Source organism: Acinetobacter sp. RUH 2624 (genome assembly GCF_000162375.2).
Lineage (GTDB): Bacteria > Pseudomonadota > Gammaproteobacteria > Pseudomonadales > Moraxellaceae > Acinetobacter > Acinetobacter nosocomialis.
Map to the genome: position 1 here is coordinate 291773 of NZ_KI391939.1, position 22244 is coordinate 314016.

The following is a 22244-nucleotide window of genomic DNA, read 5'->3' on the forward strand; positions in this document are numbered from 1 at the left end:
TTATCTTATTCAGTTAATTGTTTAGGCAAAGTATTTTTTATGAATTTTAGAAATAAGATCATTGAGACGAGAAGGATAAGCAAGACGATGATGGCCTCCGTCATATGTTTCTACTGTCATATAAGGTGAAAGCTTTTCCTGTACTTGGTACATATCAAGTTGCTCGTCTCCTAATTCTAAATAAGCCATTTTAGGATTAGAGTGATCAAGATCTTCATCACAAAGGTCGGGATAATCATTACGAAAACTAGGATTAAGGCTTGGATTGGCAACAACAACAGCTAACTTATGTTGAGCAGCTGTTTTTAAAGCCCAATAGCCACCAAGGCTATGACCAACTAATAAATCTGGTTTAATCGTTTCAATTGCTTGATGATAAAAGTCCTTCACTGAGGCATAACTCAAGTTACGATAATCCACATCAATACAAAATTTTTCAGGATGCAAGATGGCATGGAATTTTGTTGATTCACGAGAAGAATCCAAGCCATGTAAAAATAGAATTTTCATTATTTGCTACACAATCTCATAGATAAAATAAAAGGCAAAATAGGCCTTTTAAAAATCGAGGTTATTTGGATTTTTTTATATTTTACTTAAAGCTAAAAAAAATGATCTTAGCGATTGGTCTAACTAATTTTCATCATTCAAACCGCCTTTAATTTGATGGCTTTGACTTTTTTCATTTTTGTTTGATTGAAATCATTCGAAAAACCTCAGCAATCTGTTAAGCTATGCCACTTCATTTTTACTTAATCGAGGCAGAGATGACGCAACAAAACGCTCAATCGACTTCTGAACCAACTATTTCCGAAAACGATTTAATTGCACAGCGTCATGCCAAATTAAAGCAAATCCAAGATGTTGCAAAGGATACTGGAAAGAGTCCTTGGCCAAATACATTCAAACGTGAACATTACGCTGCTGATCTACAAGAACAATTTAAAGATCAGTCGAAAGAACAAATTGAAAGCGCTGAACATGTATATGTAAAAGTCGCTGGCCGTGTCATGTTAAACCGTGGTTCTTTTATGGTGATTCAAGATATGACTGGTCGCATTCAGTTATATGTTGACCGTAAAGGTTTACCAAAAGATACGCTTGAAACGATTAAAGGTTTAGACCTAGGCGACATTATTGCTGCTGAAGGTTATATTGGTCGTTCAGGCAAAGGTGACTTGTATGTACACCTTGAAGGTTTTGAACTTCTTACAAAATCACTTCGTCCGTTGCCAGATAAATTTCATGGTTTGAACGATACAGAAGTTAAATACCGTAAACGTTACCTTGATCTAATCGTAAATGAAGAAACCCGTAAGACTTTTGAAATTCGTGCCAAAGTTGTTGCAGGTATTCGCGCATTTTTAACAAATGAACGTTTCATGGAAGTTGAAACGCCAATGATGCATGTGATTCCAGGTGGTGCGTCTGCACGTCCGTTTGAAACGCATCACAATGCTCTAGATATGCCATTATTCTTGCGTATTGCACCTGAGCTTTACTTAAAGCGTTTGGTTGTTGGTGGTTTTGAGCGCGTGTTTGAAATTAACCGTAACTTCCGTAATGAAGGGGTGTCAACGCGTCACAACCCTGAATTTACAATGATCGAGTTTTATCAAGCTTATGCTGATTATAAAGACTTGATGGCTTTAACTGAAAACATGCTTGAAAAGCTAGCTCTTGATATTTTAGGTACGACTGATGTGCCTTACCAAGGTGAAGTGTTTAGCTTTAAAGGGCCATTCAAGAAAATCTCTATGTTCGATGCGATTTTAGAGAATAACCCTCAGTTCACACCTGAAAATGTAGGTGATCGTGAGTTCCTTGCAAAATTTGTGCGTGAAGAGCTGAAAGAAGAAGTTAAACCTGGTTTCGGTTTAGGTAAACTTCAAACAATTGTATTTGAAGAAACGGTTGAGACTAAACTCCGTCAACCTACTTTTATTACTGAATATCCAGCCGAGACTTCTCCACTCGCTCGTCGTAATGATGACAATCCGCACATTACCGATCGTTTTGAATTTTTCATCGGCGGACGTGAATTGGCAAATGGCTTTAGCGAGTTAAATGATCCGATTGATCAGGCTGAACGTTTCCAAGCTCAGGTTGCGGAAAAAGATGCAGGTGATGATGAAGCAATGCATTACGATGCAGAGTTTGTTGAAGCGCTTGAATATGGTTTACCTCCAACAGCGGGTGAAGGTATTGGTATTGACCGTTTGGTTATGCTTTTTGCAGATGCGCCAAGTATTCGTGATGTAATTTTATTCCCGCATATGCGTCGTAAAGAAGGTTAATTTAATATTCAATAAAAAAGGCAGTGTAAACTGCCTTTTTTATTAACTATTTATATATAAAAAAAACTTAAATTATAGAAAACTTAAGACCTCGTTAAAAAATGTAATTGCACAGTTTAACAATTGCAAATTTGCAATAAAAAAATTAATGTGTTGCTCATAAATAACTTTGAGAATTGTGCTGACATGTTTTTAAGAAAAACACTTTCAATTGCATTATTAGCTACTGCCTCATCAGCTGTTTTTGCCCAAGGTTTGGTGCTTAATAATGATGATTTACGTACAGATTTAAATTGGTTAAATCAGCAAGGTGTCATTAACATCAGTACTTCTACTTGGCCTTTAAGTGGTGATGAAATTCAGCGTGCACTCTCTCAGGCTAAAGTAACACATCCAGCTCAACAAAAAGTTATTAACTCAGTTCTCAATGCATTAAAGGCAGATAACGATACAGTTAAAGTGGGTGCTTTTGCTGGAACAGATATCAAAGATATTCCTCAAGCATTTGGGAATAATCATAAATCACAGTATCAAGGCTCTGTAGAGTTTAATGCTGGTGGTGAAAACTGGGATGCAAAAATCCGTGTAAACGCAGAAAAAGATCCGCAAATTGATAATGGTCATGATGCCAATGTGGAAGGTTCGTATGTCGCTGGTAAAATCTGGAACCAATGGGTTGTTGCCGGTCAAATTCCAACATGGTGGGGACCTGGGCATGATGGTAGTTTAATCCGTGGTGATGCAAGTCGTCCTGTTTATGGGGTGACAGCTCAAAGAGCTATACAAAATGCATTTGATACCAAATGGTTATCTTGGATTGGGCCTTGGCAATACCAACTATTTGCAGGTCAGTTAGATGATTATAAAGCTATTCCACATGCTAAGTTATTAGGTTTGCGTGTTACTGCAAGTCCATTACCTTACTTGGAACTAGGTGCTTCACGAACTTTACAATGGGGTGGTGAAGGGCGTTCTGAAAGTTGGAACTCATTATGGAATGCAATTAAAGGTAATGATAATGTTTATGATGCAGCTGAAGACAGATCTAATCAAATTGCTGGATTTGATGCTCGTTTAAATCTTCAATCACTTTTAAATGCCCCTGTTGGTATTTATGGTCAATATGTAGGTGAAGATGAAGCGGGGCACTTACCATCGAAGAAAATGTATTTAGCTGGTGCTGATTATTCTTCTAGCTATAAAAATATGCCTTATCAACTTTATGCTGAATGGGCAGATACACGTACTAATGGCGATGTAAAAGGAATTTCTTATAACCATTATATTTATACAGATGGTTATTACCAGCATGGTTTCCCTCTAGGGCATGCAATGGGTGGTGATGGTCAAATGTATTCTGTTGGTGGCGATATTCGATTTGACACGATGAATCGCTTAAGTGGTCGTGCAATGGTTGTTAAAGTGAATGAATCTAACTTGGCAATCAATAAAGCTTTCCCTAAAGAAGATAAAATTAAAGCGCTTGATTTAACTTGGACGCATTACATCAAACCAGATCTTCCATTAAAAATTAATGGTTGGATTAGTGACTCTGATTTAGAGGGTAATGATTCAGGTGCATCTATTGGTATTGAAATTCCGTTAGAACGTAAAATGTTTGGTTTCTAAGAATTAAATAATGCTATAGAAAGAGAGAAGCTAAAATGGCTTCTCTTTTTTTATTGTATTTAAAGAAATCTAAAGATGAGATCGTGATTTGCTTCGGTTAACGATGCGAGCTAGGATGGACATGTTATCTATGCGAATCAGTATCTTACATTTATATGATGAATTTGAATATCAATATGAAAAAACAAGCAAAAGAAAACAGTTTTAAATCACTATAATGCATAACTAATGCTATAAGCCTCATAAAGGCTTGTGGTTGGATTATTTATCACAAAAAATTGGAGTTGTTATGGCACTCGTTCCTCCACATGGTCTTCTAAGTGGTGGTTTAATACCACTTCTAGATTTTATGGGCAAAATGGATAGAGAAGGACGTGTTCATGACTGAATCAAGACTTACACATCTCAAGCAACTTGAAGCTGAAAGTATTCATATTATTCGTGAAGTTGCGGCAGAATTTGAAAACCCAGTCATGCTTTACTCAATTGGTAAAGACTCGGCTGTAATGCTCCATCTTGCATTAAAAGCATTTTATCCTGCGAAGCTTCCTTTTCCTTTATTACATGTAGACACTGGATGGAAGTTTAAAGACATGATCGCGTTTCGCGATAACATGGCAAAAACGCATGGCTTTGATTTAATTGTTCATCAGAACAAAGAAGGCCGTGAAGCAGGTATCAATCCATTTGATCATGGTAGCTCAAAATATACAGATATTATGAAAACCCAAGCTTTAAAACAGGCTCTGGACAAATATCAATTTGATGCTGCTTTTGGTGGTGCGCGCCGTGATGAAGAAAAATCACGTGCGAAAGAGCGTGTGTATTCATTCCGTGATAGTAAGCACCGTTGGGATCCTAAAAACCAACGTCCTGAACTTTGGAATCTTTACAATGGTAAAGTGAACAAAGGCGAAAGTATTCGTGTATTCCCATTATCAAACTGGACTGAGTTAGATATTTGGCAATATATCTATTTAGAAAATATTCAAATTGTTCCTCTTTATTTCTCTGCTGTTCGTCCTGTGGTTGAGCGTAGTGGTACGCTCATTATGGTGGATGATGAACGCATGCGTTTAAAAGAGGGTGAAGTTCCGCAAATGAAGTCTGTACGTTTCCGTACGCTAGGCTGTTATCCATTAACAGGTGCAGTCGAGTCTGAAGCTGATACATTGCCAGAAATTATTCAGGAAATGTTATTGGCAACAAGTTCTGAGCGTCAAGGTCGTATGATTGACCATGATGAAGCAGGCTCAATGGAAAAGAAAAAGCAAGAAGGCTATTTCTAAGACAGTTTCTAAATTTGTGGAGTTTGAGCAATGTCTCATCAATCAGACTTAATCAGCCAAGACATTCTGGCTTATTTAAAACAACATGAACAAAAAGACCTTTTACGCTTTTTGACTTGCGGTAATGTAGATGATGGTAAAAGTACCTTAATTGGCCGTTTACTTTACGATTCAAAATTGATTTATGAAGATCAATTGCAAGCTGTAACACGTGACAGTAAGAAAGTGGGTACAACAGGTGATGCACCGGACTTGGCATTACTTGTAGATGGTTTGCAGGCCGAGCGTGAGCAGGGTATTACCATTGATGTAGCTTATCGCTATTTCTCGACTGAAAAGCGTAAATTTATTATTGCTGATACACCGGGACATGAACAATATACCCGTAACATGGCAACTGGTGCATCGACTGCTGATCTTGCAATCATTTTGATTGATGCACGTTATGGTGTACAAACTCAGACTCGTCGCCATACATTTATTGCAAGTTTGCTTGGTATTAAGAATATTGTAGTTGCCATTAATAAAATGGACTTGGTTGAATATTCACCTGAGCGCTTTAATGAAATTCAGATTGAATATGATGCATTCGTGAGCCAGTTAGGTGATCGTCGCCCAGCCAATATTTTATTTGTTCCAATTTCTGCTTTGAATGGCGATAACGTTGTAAATCCATCGGCTCATACTCCTTGGTATAAAGGCCAGACTTTGATGAGTATTCTTGAGTCTGTGGAAATTAGCCGTGAGTCAAATAAACATGAATTCCGTTTCCCAGTTCAATATGTGAACCGTCCAAACCTCGATTTCCGTGGCTTTGCGGGTACGGTTGCTTTAGGTGAAATTAAAGTTGGTGATGAAATTGTAGCGTTACCTTCTGGTAAGCGTTCTACAGTTAAAGAAATTGTTACTTTTGACGGTAACCTTGAGCAGGCAGTTGCAGGCCAAGCAGTTACATTAACGTTAAATGATGAAATTGATATTAGTCGCGGAAACGTGCTGGTACGTGCAGGTGAGCAACCATTAATTTCACGTAGCGTTCGTGCTTCTGTGGTATGGATGAATGAGCATCCACTTGTAAAAGGTAAGTTGTACAATATTAAGATTGGTACACAAACCGTTCCAGCAAAAGTGACGAACATTCACTACCGTGTAAATGTGAATACACTTGAGCATACTCAGGTCGAAGAGCTTGAGTTAAATGCAATTGCGGATGTTGTGGTTGAGTTCGATGCTCCAGTCGTGTTTGACCGTTATCAAGATTCGCGTTACACAGGTTCATTTATATTTATTGACCGTTTAAGTAACGTGACCGTTGGTGCGGGCATGGTAGAGGCGGCTGTAGAATGGACTGCTCATAGCAATGCTGTTACTGCCGAAGACCGTGCTGCTCGTTTAGGTCAAAAACCTGCCGCTATTGGTGTTTCTGCACAATTAATTGAAAAAGCTCAAGCTTTAGAAAGTTTGCTGATTCAGCAAGGTGTAGTTGCAATTGCAAAAGCAAGCTTAACAGCTGAGCAATTGGTTCTATTACGTGAGACGGGTGTTGTGGTTATCACAACTTCTGTGGAAGGTATAGATACAGAGATAACTGCTGAAACTGTGGAAGAAGCAGTAGAAAAAATCGTGGAATTGGTTCGTCTTTAATAGATTGAAAATGAGTTCTAAAAAAACCCGCGTAAGCGGGTTTTTTTATTGAGTTTAGAAAATATTTTGAGTTTTTAACATTAAATATTCTCTTAAATCTTTAGGATAGTTCTGAATCATCTTTAAAAATGTATCTCGATCACCTTGATATAAGGCACGTGTTGCTTCTTCATAATTTGGCATATTACCTAACATGGCAGACATAAAACGATCGATGGCTTGTTTGGCGAGCATAATATTGCCTTCCGAATTTGGGTTATTTAACTCTTTATCAATTAACTTGCGAATCACTGCTGATGCACTCGCACTTTGTTGATCTAACCAATCCCAATGTTTTTTCTGTAAAGTGATTTCACGCGAAATTACGCCAAGTTTAGGTCGTCCAACTTTTTTAATTTCTTCCGGCTCAGCATAACGTTGTTGAAATTCTTGTTCCGAACCAGAAAGGTCAAGATCAATTTGTTGACCTGTTTGATCATTAAAAATCAGAATATTTTCCGTTGTTTTCGGAAGTTCTTTGAGTTTTTTTGCAAGTTCAACAAGGGAGTCACTCGCAATAAACGTGCTTCCAGTGAAAGCAGTATAGGTGATTTTAGTATTCATTTTAGCCGTATATTTTTATCAGGGTAAAATAATATTATCAGGGTAAAATTAATTTGGCAAATAGTAAAATTCATAACCAAAGAATTATCAGGTTTTATGAATGTAGTCTCTTAGATTAGGACTATAAAAATAGTCAAGATAATCGACCATTTAAAATTTTGTTCTGCTTTAATATTGCTTTTATGAGAGAATGTGTCTTTAGTTGTATGTATAAGGACTCCTATGTTTGAGCAATCTCCTGAATCTTTAAGCGATATCGAAATTTTAGACATTTTACAGTCGATGAAAAAAGATAAGCTAGATACGGAAGCACATGAGATCATCCGTAGCGGGGGGAAAGCAGGACGTCAGGAAGCGCATAAACAGGCTTTGGTAGCACTAAATACAAATTTTGAAGAGAAATTTGTAGAAGCAGTTACTCTTGCACTAGGTTTAAATGCAGCTCAAGCTAAAAAAATTCGCTATAAAAAAGATCGAATTCGTATTTTAAAAGCACGTGGTATTGATTATTTAGCTATTGATGGGGCAGAAACAGCGCAAGTTTTGGCACAAATTTCACAAGCAATTGTTCGTGAAGATGGGATAGTTACCCATGACTTACATGATATCTTCCCATTTTGGAAAGAAGGTTGGCCAATGGTGCAATTTGATAATGCCTATAAAATTTTAGAAGAAGATATTACCTTGCACTTTCATGCGTTCTTAGATGCCATGATTGAGTATGTGAATAAATAAAAAAAAGCCCCAATTGGGGCTTTTTTTTTTATAGCAGAATATGCTTAGATTGCACTAAAAAGTGGGAAAACACCAATCACTAAAGCTGTACCCATTAACACCATACAAGTAATAAATGCCCATTTAAAAGTGAACTTTTGATGATCTGCAAAATCGACTTTAGCAAGACCACATAACAAGTAAGTTGATGGAACAAGAGGTGATAATAAGTGTACAGGTTGACCTACAATTGAAGCACGAGCAATCGCTTCTGGACTAATACCATAATGTGAAGCAGCTTCGGCAAGAATAGGCAATACACCATAGAAGAATGCATCGTTTGACATAAAGAACGTCAAAGGCATGCTTACCAACGCTGTAATTGGTGCAAGATATGGTCCCATGCTTGCAGGAATCATTGCGACAAATTCTTTAGACATCGCTTCAACCATGCCTGTGCCAGATAAAATACCTGTAAAAATACCTGCCGCAAAAATTAAACCGACAACAGCCAAGATACTATCTGCATGCATAGCGATACGTTTCTTCTGCATATCAACATCTGGATAGTTAATAAGCATCGCAATACAGAACGCCAGCATGAATAACACTGACATTGGTAAAATACCTTTGATCAACGCAATCATAAGAATAATGGTAAGTACCATATTTACTTTACGTAAATGTGGACGAGTCGCTTCCGGATCTTTTGAAACGGTAATGTTGTCACCATGGTGACTTTCAAGCTCAATTACCCCTAGACGTTTTTGCTCATAACGACCATATAAATATGCCAAGAAGAATAACCAGCCAATACTAATCACCATTGGAATGATCATTGGTACAAAAATATGGCTTGGGTCGACTTGAAGCGCACTCGCTGCACGAGCAGTAGGGCCTCCCCATGGTGTTAAATTCATGACACCACTACATAACAACATAAGTGCTGTCATGATCAGTGTATTCATACCTAGACGTTGATAGAGAGGAAGCATTGCTGCGACACAAATCATATATGTAGTCGAGCCATCACCATCAAGAGAAACTAATGTAGTTAAAAAAACGGTCCCTAATGTAATTTTTAGAGGGTCACCTTTAACTTTTTTCAAAATCCATTTAACCGGAGGATCGAAAAGACCTGCGTCGATCATTAAGGCAAAATATAAAATCGCGAATAATAGCATTACGCCAGTAGGCGCAAGTTTTTTGATGCCTTCTAGCATCATTTCGCTGAGACCCTTAAGCTCAATATGACTTAAGCTTTCAAAATAATGACCAAGGCCCCAGGCGATAAGAGAAAAAATAAATGGGATAAGAATTAAAGCAATAATAGGGCTTAAACGTTTGGACATGATTAAATACATGAAGCATAAAATCATGCCAACACCAAGTAATGTCAGCATACAATCAATCCTTTGCCTTTAGTTTTACTGAACAAGTTTATTCAAAACTCTGACTTTGATTATTCTTATGAATTTTTATTAAAAAGACAAATAATATATTTAGTTTATTTGGTTAATATATATTCACTTGGAAAGGTATATTCTAGGAAAATACTGAATATATATATTATTGGTATAGTCTATTTATAATATATAGTAGTTATTATTAGAGCATATAAAACCTTTATCATATTTGGAATTATCATATATTTTTAACAATTATATTTGTTTTTGAATGCTGAAATGAGAAGTATACCCATTTACATTGCTTGCTATAGCTACGTTACATAAGTAAGAGGAAGCTGTAAATGCTTTATGTGCAAATTTTTATTTCTATTTAATTAAAAATTTTTATTTTAATTAAAGAGTTAATTTATATATTTAAAAATATGATTAAGATAATAAATTAAACTTTTAAAATGACAATATCTTAAAATAAGTATGAGTTTAAAAATTATTTTATTAAAAAAATATCCCGCTTTAATTAGCAGGATATTTTGCACCAAAATAAATCAATTTTCATCTGGTGTTGAGGGGAGGTCAGATTTTTCTAATACACGTGTTACCAGTAACTGATCAATTTTAAAATGGTCCACATCGACAACTTCGAATTTATAACCACCGAATTCAACAAAATCTGCGGGGCGAGGAATTTTGCGTAAACGGTACATCATAAATCCGGCTAATGTTTCATAATTTTCTTCATCAGGCATTTCATCAATTTCTAGAGCATGTCTTAGGTCATCAATTGGTGTACTTCCATCAATTAACCAAGAATTATTATCACGTTTAATAATTTGCTGCTCTTCTTCAATTGGGGTAACCCAATCGCCCATAACGGTAATCATAATATCGCTTAAGGTAATAACACCGACCACAAGCGCGTATTCGTTAATTACAACGGCAAATTTTTCTTTTGTTGAGCGGAAGCGATCAAGTAATTCAGAAAGTGTTAAAGTGTCAGGAATAATGAGAACATTACGTATAGTTGATTCATTTAACTGTGTAGGCGATTGATTATTTAAAATACGAACTAAAAAATCTTTGGCATCTACATAACCAATAACCTGATCAATATTTTCATTACAAACCAAAAATTTAGAATAAGGATATTCCGCTAGTTTTTGTCGAATGCTGTCTTCATGTTCATTTAAAGTAAAATACACAACATTTTCACGCGTTGTCATACTTGACGGCACTGTGCGTTCTTCAAGCTCAAATACATTTTCAATAAAGTGATGTTCTTGTTTCTGAAGTACGCCTGCTTGGGCACCAGCATCCATAACTGCTGAAATATCATCAAAAGTTATATTATCTTCACGTGTTGTATTTACTTTAAATAAGCGAAATAACAAGTTTGCAATTGCGTTGATTCCCCAAGCTAAAGGCTTACAGATTTTAATAAAAATCTGAATAGGATTAATCACGCTAATTGCGATTTTTTCAGGTGCAATCATTGCCAATCGTTTTGGCATGAGATCGGCAAATAAAATAAATAAAGAAGTTACCAAGGTGAAAGATAGGGCGAAACCAATTGTTTGCGTCCACGGACCTTGGTAAAAGCGGTCAACTAAGTTGACAAAGAAAGGACGAAATGCAGCTTCACCCAAGATACCGCCTAAGATTGCGACAGCATTTAGGCCAATTTGGGATGCTGCAAAAAAGTCTGCAGATTGTTCTTGTAAATCAAGTACCTGTTGAGCACGTTCTTCGCCAGCTTCGGCCAAAATTTTTAACTTTACTTTTCTGGCACCAGCTAGAGCAATTTCAGTTAAAGATAAAAAGCCTGCTGCGATGATGAGCAGTACGATGATAATGATATTTTGAAAGAGACTCACAAATCACCCGAGGATCATCATTATTATGACTATGTTTTAACACAAAAAAGCGCTGAGGTAATCAGATTGATTGCTCAGCGCTTAAGATAATGTTTGAAAGAGACAATTAAATTAAAATTTATTTAATAGTGGGAAAATTGTGAATTATTAGTTAGGAATTCACGATTTTCCTCTTCGATCATTTGGCGAGCAACGAATAAAATAAGTTGGCGTAACCAGCGATGAGCTGGATGATGATGTAATAATGGACACCATGCCATCTTGAGTTCGAACTCAGGAATATAAAACGGTGGATCCTTAATGACTAATTTTGGATTTTGTGCTTGCAAACGAGCCATTCGAGTTGGAAGCGTCGCAATCAAATCAACATTTTGAGCAAGTAATGCTGGCATTTGATAGTGGCGCGTAAACACAGAAATTTTACGACGTTGACCAATACGTTCTAATGCCTGATCAATCCAGCCTAGGCCACCTTGTTTGTCAGGGTTTACCCCAAAACCTACACCCATACCAGTTTTAGATACCCAAATATGTTGAGCATCTAAATAGCTTTTTAAGTTTAAATGAGTAACAGCAGGGTGTTTGTCATTTAAAATACAGCTAAAGCTATCACGCCAAACTAAAACTTGGTGGAAGCTTTGTGGAATTTCATTGAAGCGATTAATTGCTAGATCAACTTTACCTTGCTCCATGTCTCTATATGACACGTCACTTGGAGTGAGAAAATCGAGTACAACGTTGGGTGCTTCAGAGCGTAGAGCTTTAACAAGACGAGGAACTAGGGTTGCTTCTGCATAGTCAGAAGTCATAATACGGAAAACGCGATTACTGGTATAAGGGCGGAATTCGGTACGCGGTTCCAAAATCATGGAAAGATCAGAAAGGGCATCGCGAATACGTGGTTGTAATTCAAGCGCACGTTCTGTCGGCGTCATCCCTTCAGATGAACGGATCAGGAGAGGGTCATTAAATAAATTACGCAAACGGCGTAAAATATTACTCATGGCAGGTTGAGTAACACCAAGTTGTTCGGCTGCGCGAGTAACATTTTTTTCACGAAGAAGAACATCAAGATATATTAATAGATTAAGATCTACCCGCTCCAGATTCATAAAAAAAATACCGAAAATAAAACCCTAAAATTGTTTCAAATTATGCCATATTTAAAGAACATTGTGTGAAAAAATGATGAGAAAAACGACATTTTTTGTTGAAATTAAGTATGCCTGAAAAGCACCTCAAATGCTCGATTTTGTTATCTTTGATATGTTTTTATATTTGTAGTTATGGAAGAAATATTTTTAATTAATATTTAGTATTGTTCTAGCATGTTGATTGACTTTTTTCATTGGCAAAAGTCGCCTAATTTACAATTGACTTTTAACACTAAAAATGAATGGAAAAATCTTAAGAACTGTATAAAAATAAAACTTGGAGAGTTTTTTGATCAAAATACTATACTCCTTTAGGATTATTTTGTTTTTATAAACAAAGTGTTATGTTTTTTAGTTTTACTTATAATATCGATTTATTGGTATATTTTTTAAATAAATACTGAAGATTAACGAAGGATATTGGATTAATTGATTGGCTAAGTCTAAGCTGTGTACATGAAGAAGCAGCTGGTGTCATAAGAAATTTAAGTAACATGACTCTAGGCTTCGATCGATGAAATCCTAAAATGAATACAGGACAATATCATGACTACATATCAAACAGCGATTGATGCAGTACGTGAATTAAAATCAAAATTCGGCAACACTTGGGCAGACATTAGCCCAGAAGATGCTGCTCGTATGCAACTTCAAAACCGTTTCAAAACAGGTTTAGATATTGCTAAGTATACAGCTGCGATTATGCGTCGTGATATGGCTGAATACGATGCTGATTCAAGCAAATATACTCAATCATTAGGTTGCTGGCATGGTTTCATCGCTCAACAAAAAATGATTGCTAACAAAAAATACTTCGGTACTACTAGCAAACGTTATATCTACCTTTCTGGTTGGATGGTTGCTGCACTTCGTTCAGAATTCGGTCCACTTCCTGACCAATCTATGCACGAAAAAACTTCAGTACCTGCTTTAATCGAAGAAATCTACACTTTCTTACGTCAAGCTGATGCAAAAGAATTAAATGACTTGTTCCGTGCTTTAAACAAAGCAAAAGAAGCGGGTGACTCTGCGAAAGTAGCTGAAATCACAGCTCAAATCGACAACTTCGAAACTCACGTTGTGCCAATTATTGCGGACATCGATGCTGGTTTCGGTAACGAAGAAGCAACTTACTTACTTGCTAAGAAAATGATTGAAGCTGGTGCTTGTGCGCTTCAAATCGAAAACCAAGTATCTGATGCAAAACAATGTGGTCACCAAGCTGGTAAAGTAACTGTTCCACATGCTGACTTCATCGCTAAGATCCATGCTCTTCGTTATGCATTCTTAGAATTAGGTGTAGAAGAAGGCGTTATTGTTGCTCGTACTGACTCTGAAGGTGCTGACCTTACTCAAAGCATCCCAGTAGTTAAAGAACCAGGTGACATCGCCTCTAAATATATTAGCTACTTAGACACTCAAGAAATTGATATTTCTGAAGCAACTGATGATGAAATCTTAATTAAACGTGATGGCAAGTTACACCGTCCAACTCGTTTAGCTTCTGGTTTATATCAATTCCGTGAAGGTACTCAGATTGACCGTGTTGTACTTGACTGTATCACTAGCCTTCAAAATGGTGCTGACTTACTTTGGATCGAAACTCCGACTCCAAACGTAAAAGAAATTGCACACATGGTTAACCGTGTTAAAGAAGTGGTTCCAAATGCGAAGCTTGTTTACAACAACAGCCCATCATTCAACTGGACTTTAAACTTCCGTCAACAAGCGTATGACCGTTGGGTTGCTGAAGGTAAAGATGTATCTGCTTACGACCGTGCTAAATTAATGAGCGCTGAGTACGACAACACTGAATTAGCTGCTGATGCTGATGAAAAAATCCGTACTTTCCAAGCAGACGCTGCGCGTGAAGCTGGTGTGTTCCATCACTTGATCACACTTCCTACATACCACACTGCTGCTCTTTCTACTCACGAATTGGCACAAGGTTACTTCGGTGATCAAGGTATGTTAGCTTATGTTGCTGGCGTACAACGTAAAGAAATCCGTGGCGGTATCGCATGTGTGAAACACCAAGCAATGGCTGGTTCAGACATCGGTGATGATCACAAAGAAATCTTCGCTGGTGAAAACGCACTTAAAGCTGGTGATGACTCTAAAAACACAATGAACCAATTCTCAGCTCACTAAGAATTGACTTCATAAAAAACCGCTCAAATGAGCGGTTTTTTTATTTATATTGAAAAAATTTATTAGTCTTCTTTTTTCAACACATAATGTTCAGCCAAAGAACCTTCAACTTTTTTACCTTCCATGTCTAATGCAGTAGCAGTATTCTCACCAATAAAGAATTTACGGTTTTGAGCTTTATCATCTAAGGTAATAACAGAAGTATTGTCTTTATCGAAAGCAAACTTACCGTGTGTTTCAAATGGGTTTGTATCACCTTTACCTAAATAAGTTTCATTCAACTCATAAGTTTTATCATCTTTTAATTTTAATTCAGTTTTGATGCCTTCACAGTCTGCGCAAGGAAGTGTTCCTTTGTATTTACCATTCCAGTCGAGAGAGTTCTCTGCTGTATGTTCAGTATCTACGGCAACAGCATTACTTGCTTCAGTAGTTTGTACAGGGGTAGATGCATCAGAAGTTGTCTCTGTTTTATTTTCGTGTTTATTACATGCGACAAGGAGAGTACTCATAAGTGCAATTGCTAATAATGATTTTTTCATAATGACCAAAACCTCAAAATAAAAAATAAAAAGTATTTAAAGCCTAGAAAAAAAGAAAATAAAATAAAAGCGTTACTATGTTGCTTAATTTTATCAAAAGGTAAAGTGAATGCTTATTAGGAACCTTTTAATAGTAATTTTTAAAATTAAGTTGGTGGGGTAGAGGTATCCATTCGGGCGATTTAATGGATACCTGTTTTTAATTATGGCTGTGCAGAAACTCCACCTAGAGAGTCGCATGCTGCTTTATAAAGTTCATATTGCTTCTTTACCACTTCATCTAAAGGCATAGCGAATAATTCTTCACCCTCTTTATAACTTTCTACATAAGTGGTCGCTTTATCTTTACTCACGGCTAAAGTTTGTTGGTAATAAGAATTGATAGAGCTTGTAGGCATTTCACTGGTTTCAACATTTTTACATTGAAAATTATTTAATAGTTTTTCTGCACGTTTGAGCTCACTAGATTGGCCAAAAATACACCCAGTTAAAAATACAAAAGGTACTAACACGAAAAAGATTTTCATGGAAAAAATTTATAAGAGCGAGGATGGGCGCTATTGTATAAATAATTCCATGCTTTACTGTGGTTTTATGTTAGACATTGACTATTTTTTAACTCATTAAAATAAAAAAATTGTTTCTAAGTTTGTAATGACCTCTTTTTGTATTTGGTGCATATTTTGCTTACTAAAAAAGCCATTATTAAAAATGAGCCAAAATGAATCGGATTCAGCAATTTTCTCAGACTTCTTTAGCACCATTTTGGTATGCACAATTAGAGCTTGGTTTTAGTTTTAAAAATTCTCGCACCATAATGAGTCATAGAAAACATCATGGCCCTGTTCGGGTGCAAAAAATGCTCTGGCCCGAAAAAACTGGAGTTTGCCACGCTATTATTGTTCATCCACCAGCAGGAATTGCAGGAGGGGATCATCTTACTTTCCAAATTGAAACAGCAGAGCAGGCACATGCAGTTATTACCACACCTGGAGCTGGGAAATGGTATAGAACCAATGGTAAACAGGCTTTTCAGCATATTTATCTGACTGTAAAAAATGACTCTATTTTAGAGTGGATGCCACAAGAAACGATGTTATTTGATGGTGCTGTAGCACATTCGGAAACACATATTCACCTTGAACAAACAGCAAGTTTTATTGGATGGGATATGCTGGTTTTGGGCCGACAGGCTCGAGCTGAGAATTTTGTTCATGGAAGTTATCACAATCAATTTAAGTTATGGCGTGAGAATAAATTACTAGTTGCCGATACTTTATATTTTGAGGGGGGAGATCGCTGGTTAAGCTCATGTTTAGGAATGAATAATCTGGCTGTAATGGCAAGTTTCTGGGCTGTACCGCCAGCAAAATTCCGTTCTTCATTTTATTTAGAGCAACATATTGAACTCATTCGTGAACTCATTATGCGTATGGATGTGCCTGTGACTTTGACGTTACTAGAAGATGTGCTGTGTGCGCGGTTTTTAGGAAATGATGTGCGAGTTTGCCATGATGCTTTCGCGGCTATAAGAGCAAGATTAAGACGGTATTGGTTTGATTTAGATGAGGAATTCCCAAGAATTTGGAAAACTTAATTTACGTTAAATTGCGTATTTTAAAAACGATTAAAACAAGTATGCTGCTTTTGAGCACGCATTTTGCTTAAAGAAAACTAGATGCTATTAGGAAAGAGATATGGAACTCAATCCAACAGAAAAAGATAAGTTACTCATTTTTACCGCAGGTTTGGTGGCTGAGCGTCGTAAAGCACGAGGTTTAAAGCTGAATTATCCAGAAGCTGTTGCGTTTATTTCGGCAGCCTTACTTGAAGGTGCTCGAGATGGAATGACGGTGAGTGAACTTATGCACTTTGGCACGACTTTATTAAAGCGTGAAGATGTTATGGATGGCGTAGCGGAAATGATTGCTGAGGTTCAGGTCGAAGCAACTTTTCCTGACGGTTCGAAATTAGTCACTGTTCATCAGCCAATAGTATAAAAGGAACGCTTATGATCCCCGGTGAAGTTATTACTCCAGACACTGATATTGAACTGAATGTCGGACGAGAAACTTTAAAAGTTGTGGTGGCTAATCTTGGCGACAGGCCTATTCAGGTGGGTTCACATTTTCATTTTTATGAAGCAAACGATGCCTTACAGTTTGATCGTGAGATAGCAAAGGGTTTTCGCTTAAATATTGCGGCGGGTACTGCGATACGTTTTGAACCAGGGCAAAGCCGAGAAGTGGAACTTGTTGCTTTAGCTGGTAAGCGAGAAGTATATGGTTTTGCTGGTCGGGTAATGGGGCGTTTGGATGAAAATGTTGATTAGAAAAGCAACGAAAGATGACACGGATAATATTGTTGCCATAATTGCTCCATATGTAGATCAAGTGATTGCAAATGATGAAGGGCGCTCACGCTTTAAACCAGAAGTCATACAAACAATTTTTGATCGAGAAGATATTCATTATTTTGTTGGAGAGATTGATCAACAGGTCGTGGGTATAGTCGCTTATATGGAACCCTCACATTTAATGCATTTTTTTATTAAAAAAACATATTTGAAACTAGGTCTAGGGCGACAACTTTGGGATTTCATAGAAGAAAAAATTAAAAATGAAAATATAGACGTTGAAAAAATTACGGTGAATTCAAGTTTTTATGCTCAAGATATCTATGAAAAATTTGGTTTTATTGTAAGTGGTGATGCTGCTGAAAAATGGGGAATCCGGTTTATCCCGATGACAAAATATTATGCTTTGCTATCAGAAAAATAAGGAACTAATCGTATGAAAATGTCACGTCGTGCATATGCTGAGATGTTTGGTCCAACGGTTGGAGATCGTATTCGACTAGCTGATACAGAGCTTTTTATTGAGGTTGAACAAGATTTAACGACATATGGTGAAGAAGTTAAATTTGGCGGTGGTAAAGTCATTCGTGACGGGATGGGACAATCGCAACTTTTAGCTGATGAAGTTGCCGATACAGTCATAACCAATGCTTTAATTCTGGATTGGTGGGGAATTGTTAAAGCCGATGTAGGTTTAAAAAATGGCCGAATCTGGAAAATAGGAAAAGCTGGAAACCCCGATATTCAACCTGACATTACTATTCCTTTAGGTGCTGCAACAGAAGTGATTGCGGGTGAAGGGCAAATTTTAACGGCAGGTGGTATTGATACCCACATTCACTGGATCTGCCCGCAGCAGGTTGAAACCGCGCTGATGTCTGGGACAACAACAATGGTAGGTGGGGGTACAGGACCAGCAGCCGGAACTTCGGCAACCACAGTAACTCCAGGGCCTTGGCATATTGCGACCATGTTGCAGGCGATTGATGATTTGCCTATGAATATTGGCCTGCTAGGCAAAGGGAATTTGAGTTTACCTGACCCTATTCGTGAGCAAATTAAGGCTGGGGTAATTGGATTAAAATTACATGAAGATTGGGGCTCAACACCAGCAGCAATTGATAACTGCTTGAGTGTGGCAGACGAGTTTGATGTTCAGGTCGCAATTCACACGGATACTTTAAATGAAGGTGGTTTTTTAGAGGAAACCCTAGCAGCTTTTAAAGATCGTACCATTCATACGTACCATACTGAAGGTGCAGGTGGTGGACATGCTCCCGATATTTTAAAAGCAATTGGGCAAAGTAATGTCTTGCCATCTTCGACCAACCCAACGCGACCTTATACCATTAATACCATTGACGAGCATTTAGATATGCTCATGGTTTGTCATCATTTAGACCCTGCAATTGCTGAAGATATTGCTTTTGCGGAAAGTCGTATTCGCCGTGAAACTATTGCTGCCGAAGATATTTTACAAGACTTAGGTGCAATTGCCATGATGTCATCAGACTCGCAGGCGATGGGGCGCGTGGGTGAAGTCATTTTACGTACTTGGCAAACTGCCCACAAAATGAAAGTACAACGTGGCCCATTAGAGGGTGACAATGAGCTTCATGATAATAATCGGGTTAAACGCTACATTGCCAAGTATACAATTAACCCAGCAATTACCCATGGTTTAAGCCATGAAATCGGTTCGGTTGAAGTCGGAAAACTTGCTGATTTAGTGTTATGGAAGCCTGCGTTTTTTGGCGTAAAACCTTCCATGATTATTAAAGGTGGCATGATTGCAGCTGCACCGATGGGTGACATTAATGCTTCCATTCCAACCCCTCAACCTGTGCATTACCGTCCAATGTTTGGGGCTTATCCGCGTGGTGTGCATAACACTTGTATTACCTTTTTATCTCAAGCAGCAATTGATGAAAAAGTTGCTGAGAAACTAAATCTGAAAAAGTTAATTAGCCCATGTAAAAATACGCGTTCAATTACCAAAGCCGATATGAAACACAATACATATTGTCCAGTTATGCATGTGCATCCCGAAACTTACGAGGTACGAGCAGATGGTGAATTACTAACGTGTGAGCCTGCTGACGTGTTACCAATGGCACAGCGTTATTTCTTATTTTAATGAATTTTATAGAGGTGATTTGCCTCATTAACTTATATGAAAGAAATAAGTAAGGAGAGAAAAGCTAAATGAAAATTTACACCCAACGTCTTGAAGATATTTCTCCTGATCAGACATTTGAAACGGTTGAGCTAACGTTTGATACCCGTCAGAAATCACGTTTTCGAGCGGCTTTAGCAAGTGGCGTAGATATCGGTGCGGATTTGCCTCGTACTGGCATTTTGCGTAGTGGTTCATATATTGCAACGCAAGAGGGCGATGTATTGCGAGTTGATGCAAAACCTGAACGGTTAATGCAAGTTACTGCTCAGACTGAATTTGATTTGCTTAAAGCGGCCTATCATTTAGGTAACCGACATGTTCCATTAATGCTGACACCAACAGCTTTATATTTTGAGCCTGATCATGTACTTGCTGAAATGGTAGAAGGTTTGGGGCTTACTGTGACAGAAACCGATCATCCGTTCGAGCCTGAAAGTGGTGCCTATGCACAGCATAGCCATGATCATCGTTTAAGCCCAATCAAAGCTTTGCACCATGTCCATTCATAACGCAGCGCAATTACTTCAACTGCTGACACTGTCTTCGACGGCATTGCCAGTTGGAGCGTATTGTTATTCACAAGGTGTAGAAACAGCCATTGATATTGGCTTAATACACGATGAAAGCTCTGCCATTGCTTACTTTGAAGAAGTGCTTGAAATGTTGTTGGTACGCTTTGAGTTACCTGTACTTAAGCGTCTTATGCAACATTATGATGACTCAGACGAGTTCTTGACTTGGGCACATTTGTATAAGGCAAGCCGAGAAAGTAAAGAGCTACTTGCTGAATCTCAGCAACTCGCATTTTCTTTAAATGCATGGATTAAAGATGTTTTGAAAAAGCCAGTTGAGGTTAAAAAGCAGTTTGGTTTTGTACCTGTCTATGCACAGCTTTGTGGGCGTTTAGAGCTTAAAGATATTGATGTACTCACGGCGTATACCTTTACTGTTTTAGAAAATCAGGTTTTAGCAGCCGTAAAAACAGTCCCATTGGGACAAATGGCAGGACAAAGAATTTTGTGGCATTTGCATGGGCGAGTACCACACGCTGTAGAGAAGGCTTTAAAACTTAAAGATGAGCAACTGAGTAGTGCTTTACCTCGCTATGCCATGCTGAGTATGAAACACGAAACACAATATTCACGATTATTCAGATCTTAAAATTAGGAAATAAAAGGATAAAAATCATGACAGAACGTAGTCCATTACGAGTTGGAATTGGCGGACCAGTCGGTTCAGGTAAAACAGCACTTACGCTTAACTTATGCCGTGCCTTACGTGATAAATACAATATGGCTGTAGTGACAAATGATATTTATACCAAAGAAGATTCAAACTTTTTAACCCGTAATGAAGCGATGTCACCAGATCGTATTGTGGGTGTGGAAACAGGTGGTTGCCCTCATACAGCAATTCGTGAAGATGCCTCAATTAACTTGGCCGCGATTGATGATTTGTGTGAGAAATTTGATGGCTTAGAACTCATTATTATTGAAAGCGGTGGCGATAATTTGGCCGCAACATTTAGCCCAGAACTTTCTGATTTAACCTTGTATGTTATTGACGTGGCAGGTGGTGAAAAAATTCCACGTAAAGGTGGGCCGGGTATTACCAAGTCAGATTTACTGATTATTAATAAAACTGACCTTGCACCTATGGTTGGTGCAAATCTTGATGTGATGGACCAAGATGCGAAACGTATGCGTGGTGAAAAACCATTTTTATTTTCAAACATGAAAACACAAGATGGGCTTGAAGAAATTATTCAATTTATTGAGAAGCAAGGGCTGTTTAAAGCTTAAGGAGTAACTATGAATTTCATTAAAAAATGTAGTGTCGGGCTCCTTAGCATGTTACCTGTGTTAGCTATGGCACACCCGGGTCATGATCATGAGCATTCTGGATTTGTAGCAGGTTTTATTCATCCTTTTACTGGTCTCGATCATTTAGTGATGGCTTTAGGTTTTGGTATCTTATTATGGTCAGCAGCTAAACAATGGAAAATTGCCGGTGTCATTACTCTAAGTATTGCTTTGATTGTAGGCTTTTTAGTAGGTGCCCAAGGTCTAATACCAGAGAGTATCGCTGAATATGGGATTATTGCTTCTTTGATTGTTACAGCGATTGCATTATGGACAAAATCAAATCGGATATGGCCTATGGCTGCTGCTTTACTCGCAAGTTTTCATGGAGTAGCTCATGGAGTTGAGTTAGCACATGCAGGGCATATTGTTGCATTAGTAACTGGTATGGTTACCGGTATGGCACTTATTTATTGTGCTGGACTTGCATTAGGCGCAATATTTACACGATATGTACCTTATGGCAAAAAAATTATGGGTACCTGCGCAGCAATTGTGGCAGTCATTGGTTTAAGTTAATTAAAACCTTGCAAAAAAAGGTAGC

General features: G+C 37.7%; 23 protein-coding genes. 16 read left to right on the forward strand and 7 right to left on the reverse strand.

What is annotated here, in order from left to right; all coding sequences use genetic code 11:
* Window positions 1-21: 21 nt before the first annotated feature.
* Window positions 22-510: a YqiA/YcfP family alpha/beta fold hydrolase gene (locus HMPREF0014_RS08085; RefSeq protein WP_000697206.1), complete on the reverse strand. Its 489-nt coding sequence runs from the start codon at window positions 508-510 to the stop codon at window positions 22-24.
* Between the two features lie 257 nt (window positions 511-767).
* Between HMPREF0014_RS08085 and lysS the strand changes: the two genes are divergently transcribed.
* The 5 genes from lysS (at window position 768) to cysN (ending at window position 6859) form a co-directional block, all read left to right on the forward strand.
* Window positions 768-2297: a lysine--tRNA ligase gene (gene lysS, locus HMPREF0014_RS08090; RefSeq protein WP_002054306.1), complete on the forward strand. Its 1530-nt coding sequence runs from the start codon at window positions 768-770 to the stop codon at window positions 2295-2297.
* Between the two features lie 186 nt (window positions 2298-2483).
* The gene (locus HMPREF0014_RS08095; RefSeq protein ID WP_004888221.1) at window positions 2484-3926 is read left to right on the forward strand and encodes a capsule assembly Wzi family protein; all 1443 of its coding nucleotides are present in this window, start codon (window positions 2484-2486) and stop codon (window positions 3924-3926) included.
* 256 nt (window positions 3927-4182) lie between these two features.
* Window positions 4183-4314, forward strand: a complete 132-nt coding sequence (locus HMPREF0014_RS25245) for a hypothetical protein (RefSeq protein ID WP_002054314.1) — start codon at window positions 4183-4185, stop codon at window positions 4312-4314.
* Window positions 4307-5215, forward strand: a complete 909-nt coding sequence (gene cysD / locus HMPREF0014_RS08100; RefSeq protein ID WP_000140408.1) for a sulfate adenylyltransferase subunit CysD — start codon at window positions 4307-4309, stop codon at window positions 5213-5215. Before HMPREF0014_RS25245 ends, cysD begins: the two co-directional genes overlap by 8 nt.
* A 30-nt stretch (window positions 5216-5245) precedes the next feature.
* Window positions 5246-6859: a sulfate adenylyltransferase subunit CysN gene (cysN, locus tag HMPREF0014_RS08105; protein ID WP_004888218.1), complete on the forward strand. Its 1614-nt coding sequence runs from the start codon at window positions 5246-5248 to the stop codon at window positions 6857-6859.
* 54 nt (window positions 6860-6913) lie between these two features.
* Here the strand turns inward: cysN and HMPREF0014_RS08110 are convergent, their stop codons facing one another.
* Window positions 6914-7462, reverse strand: a complete 549-nt coding sequence (locus HMPREF0014_RS08110) for a DUF2239 family protein (RefSeq protein WP_004888216.1) — start codon at window positions 7460-7462, stop codon at window positions 6914-6916.
* 222 nt (window positions 7463-7684) lie between these two features.
* Between HMPREF0014_RS08110 and HMPREF0014_RS08115 the strand changes: the two genes are divergently transcribed.
* Window positions 7685-8197 (forward strand): hypothetical protein, encoded by a 513-nt coding sequence (locus HMPREF0014_RS08115; protein ID WP_002054476.1) that lies wholly within the window; start codon window positions 7685-7687, stop codon window positions 8195-8197.
* Window positions 8198-8241: 44 nt separating this feature from the next.
* Here the strand turns inward: HMPREF0014_RS08115 and HMPREF0014_RS08120 are convergent, their stop codons facing one another.
* From HMPREF0014_RS08120 to HMPREF0014_RS08130, 3 genes are all read right to left on the reverse strand, one after another.
* Window positions 8242-9579 (reverse strand): CitMHS family transporter, encoded by a 1338-nt coding sequence (locus tag HMPREF0014_RS08120; protein ID WP_002054475.1) that lies wholly within the window; start codon window positions 9577-9579, stop codon window positions 8242-8244.
* A 551-nt stretch (window positions 9580-10130) separates the two neighbouring features.
* Window positions 10131-11456 (reverse strand): hemolysin family protein, encoded by a 1326-nt coding sequence (locus HMPREF0014_RS08125; RefSeq protein WP_002054376.1) that lies wholly within the window; start codon window positions 11454-11456, stop codon window positions 10131-10133.
* Window positions 11457-11578: 122 nt separating this feature from the next.
* Window positions 11579-12568, reverse strand: coding sequence for a LysR family transcriptional regulator (locus tag HMPREF0014_RS08130; protein WP_001047619.1), 990 nt, complete (start codon window positions 12566-12568; stop codon window positions 11579-11581).
* 588 nt (window positions 12569-13156) lie between these two features.
* On the opposite strand from HMPREF0014_RS08130, the gene HMPREF0014_RS08135 reads away from it, so the two are divergent.
* On the forward strand, window positions 13157-14761 hold the full coding sequence (locus HMPREF0014_RS08135; RefSeq protein ID WP_002054455.1) for an isocitrate lyase: 1605 nt from the start codon (window positions 13157-13159) through the stop codon (window positions 14759-14761).
* 62 nt (window positions 14762-14823) lie between these two features.
* Here the strand turns inward: HMPREF0014_RS08135 and HMPREF0014_RS08140 are convergent, their stop codons facing one another.
* Complete coding sequence (locus tag HMPREF0014_RS08140; protein ID WP_004888215.1) at window positions 14824-15303, reverse strand: copper resistance protein NlpE; 480 nt, start codon at window positions 15301-15303, stop codon at window positions 14824-14826.
* 203 nt (window positions 15304-15506) lie between these two features.
* Window positions 15507-15830, reverse strand: coding sequence for a hypothetical protein (locus HMPREF0014_RS08145; RefSeq protein WP_004888213.1), 324 nt, complete (start codon window positions 15828-15830; stop codon window positions 15507-15509).
* Window positions 15831-16024: 194 nt separating this feature from the next.
* Between HMPREF0014_RS08145 and HMPREF0014_RS08150 the strand changes: the two genes are divergently transcribed.
* The 9 genes from HMPREF0014_RS08150 (at window position 16025) to HMPREF0014_RS08190 (ending at window position 22219) form a co-directional block, all read left to right on the forward strand.
* On the forward strand, window positions 16025-16900 hold the full coding sequence (locus HMPREF0014_RS08150; RefSeq protein ID WP_004888212.1) for an urease accessory protein UreD: 876 nt from the start codon (window positions 16025-16027) through the stop codon (window positions 16898-16900).
* Between the two features lie 100 nt (window positions 16901-17000).
* Window positions 17001-17303 (forward strand): urease subunit gamma, encoded by a 303-nt coding sequence (ureA, locus tag HMPREF0014_RS08155; protein WP_002054385.1) that lies wholly within the window; start codon window positions 17001-17003, stop codon window positions 17301-17303.
* A gap of 11 nt (window positions 17304-17314) precedes the next feature.
* On the forward strand, window positions 17315-17635 hold the full coding sequence (locus HMPREF0014_RS08160; protein ID WP_004888211.1) for an urease subunit beta: 321 nt from the start codon (window positions 17315-17317) through the stop codon (window positions 17633-17635).
* Complete coding sequence (locus HMPREF0014_RS08165) at window positions 17625-18083, forward strand: GNAT family N-acetyltransferase (RefSeq protein ID WP_004888210.1); 459 nt, start codon at window positions 17625-17627, stop codon at window positions 18081-18083. Before HMPREF0014_RS08160 ends, HMPREF0014_RS08165 begins: the two co-directional genes overlap by 11 nt.
* A 12-nt stretch (window positions 18084-18095) precedes the next feature.
* On the forward strand, window positions 18096-19796 hold the full coding sequence (gene ureC / locus HMPREF0014_RS08170) for an urease subunit alpha (RefSeq protein ID WP_004888209.1): 1701 nt from the start codon (window positions 18096-18098) through the stop codon (window positions 19794-19796).
* 68 nt (window positions 19797-19864) lie between these two features.
* A complete protein-coding gene (gene ureE / locus HMPREF0014_RS08175) occupies window positions 19865-20347 on the forward strand; it encodes an urease accessory protein UreE (RefSeq protein ID WP_002126865.1) in 483 nt (160 codons plus the stop codon).
* Entirely contained in the window at window positions 20334-20999 is a 666-nt protein-coding gene (locus HMPREF0014_RS08180) for an urease accessory UreF family protein (RefSeq protein WP_002060172.1), read from the forward strand. Before ureE ends, HMPREF0014_RS08180 begins: the two co-directional genes overlap by 14 nt.
* 26 nt (window positions 21000-21025) lie before the next feature.
* Window positions 21026-21640: an urease accessory protein UreG gene (gene ureG / locus HMPREF0014_RS08185; RefSeq protein ID WP_000140200.1), complete on the forward strand. Its 615-nt coding sequence runs from the start codon at window positions 21026-21028 to the stop codon at window positions 21638-21640.
* A 9-nt stretch (window positions 21641-21649) separates the two neighbouring features.
* Window positions 21650-22219, forward strand: coding sequence for a HupE/UreJ family protein (locus HMPREF0014_RS08190; protein WP_004888204.1), 570 nt, complete (start codon window positions 21650-21652; stop codon window positions 22217-22219).
* Window positions 22220-22244 lie beyond the last annotated feature (25 nt).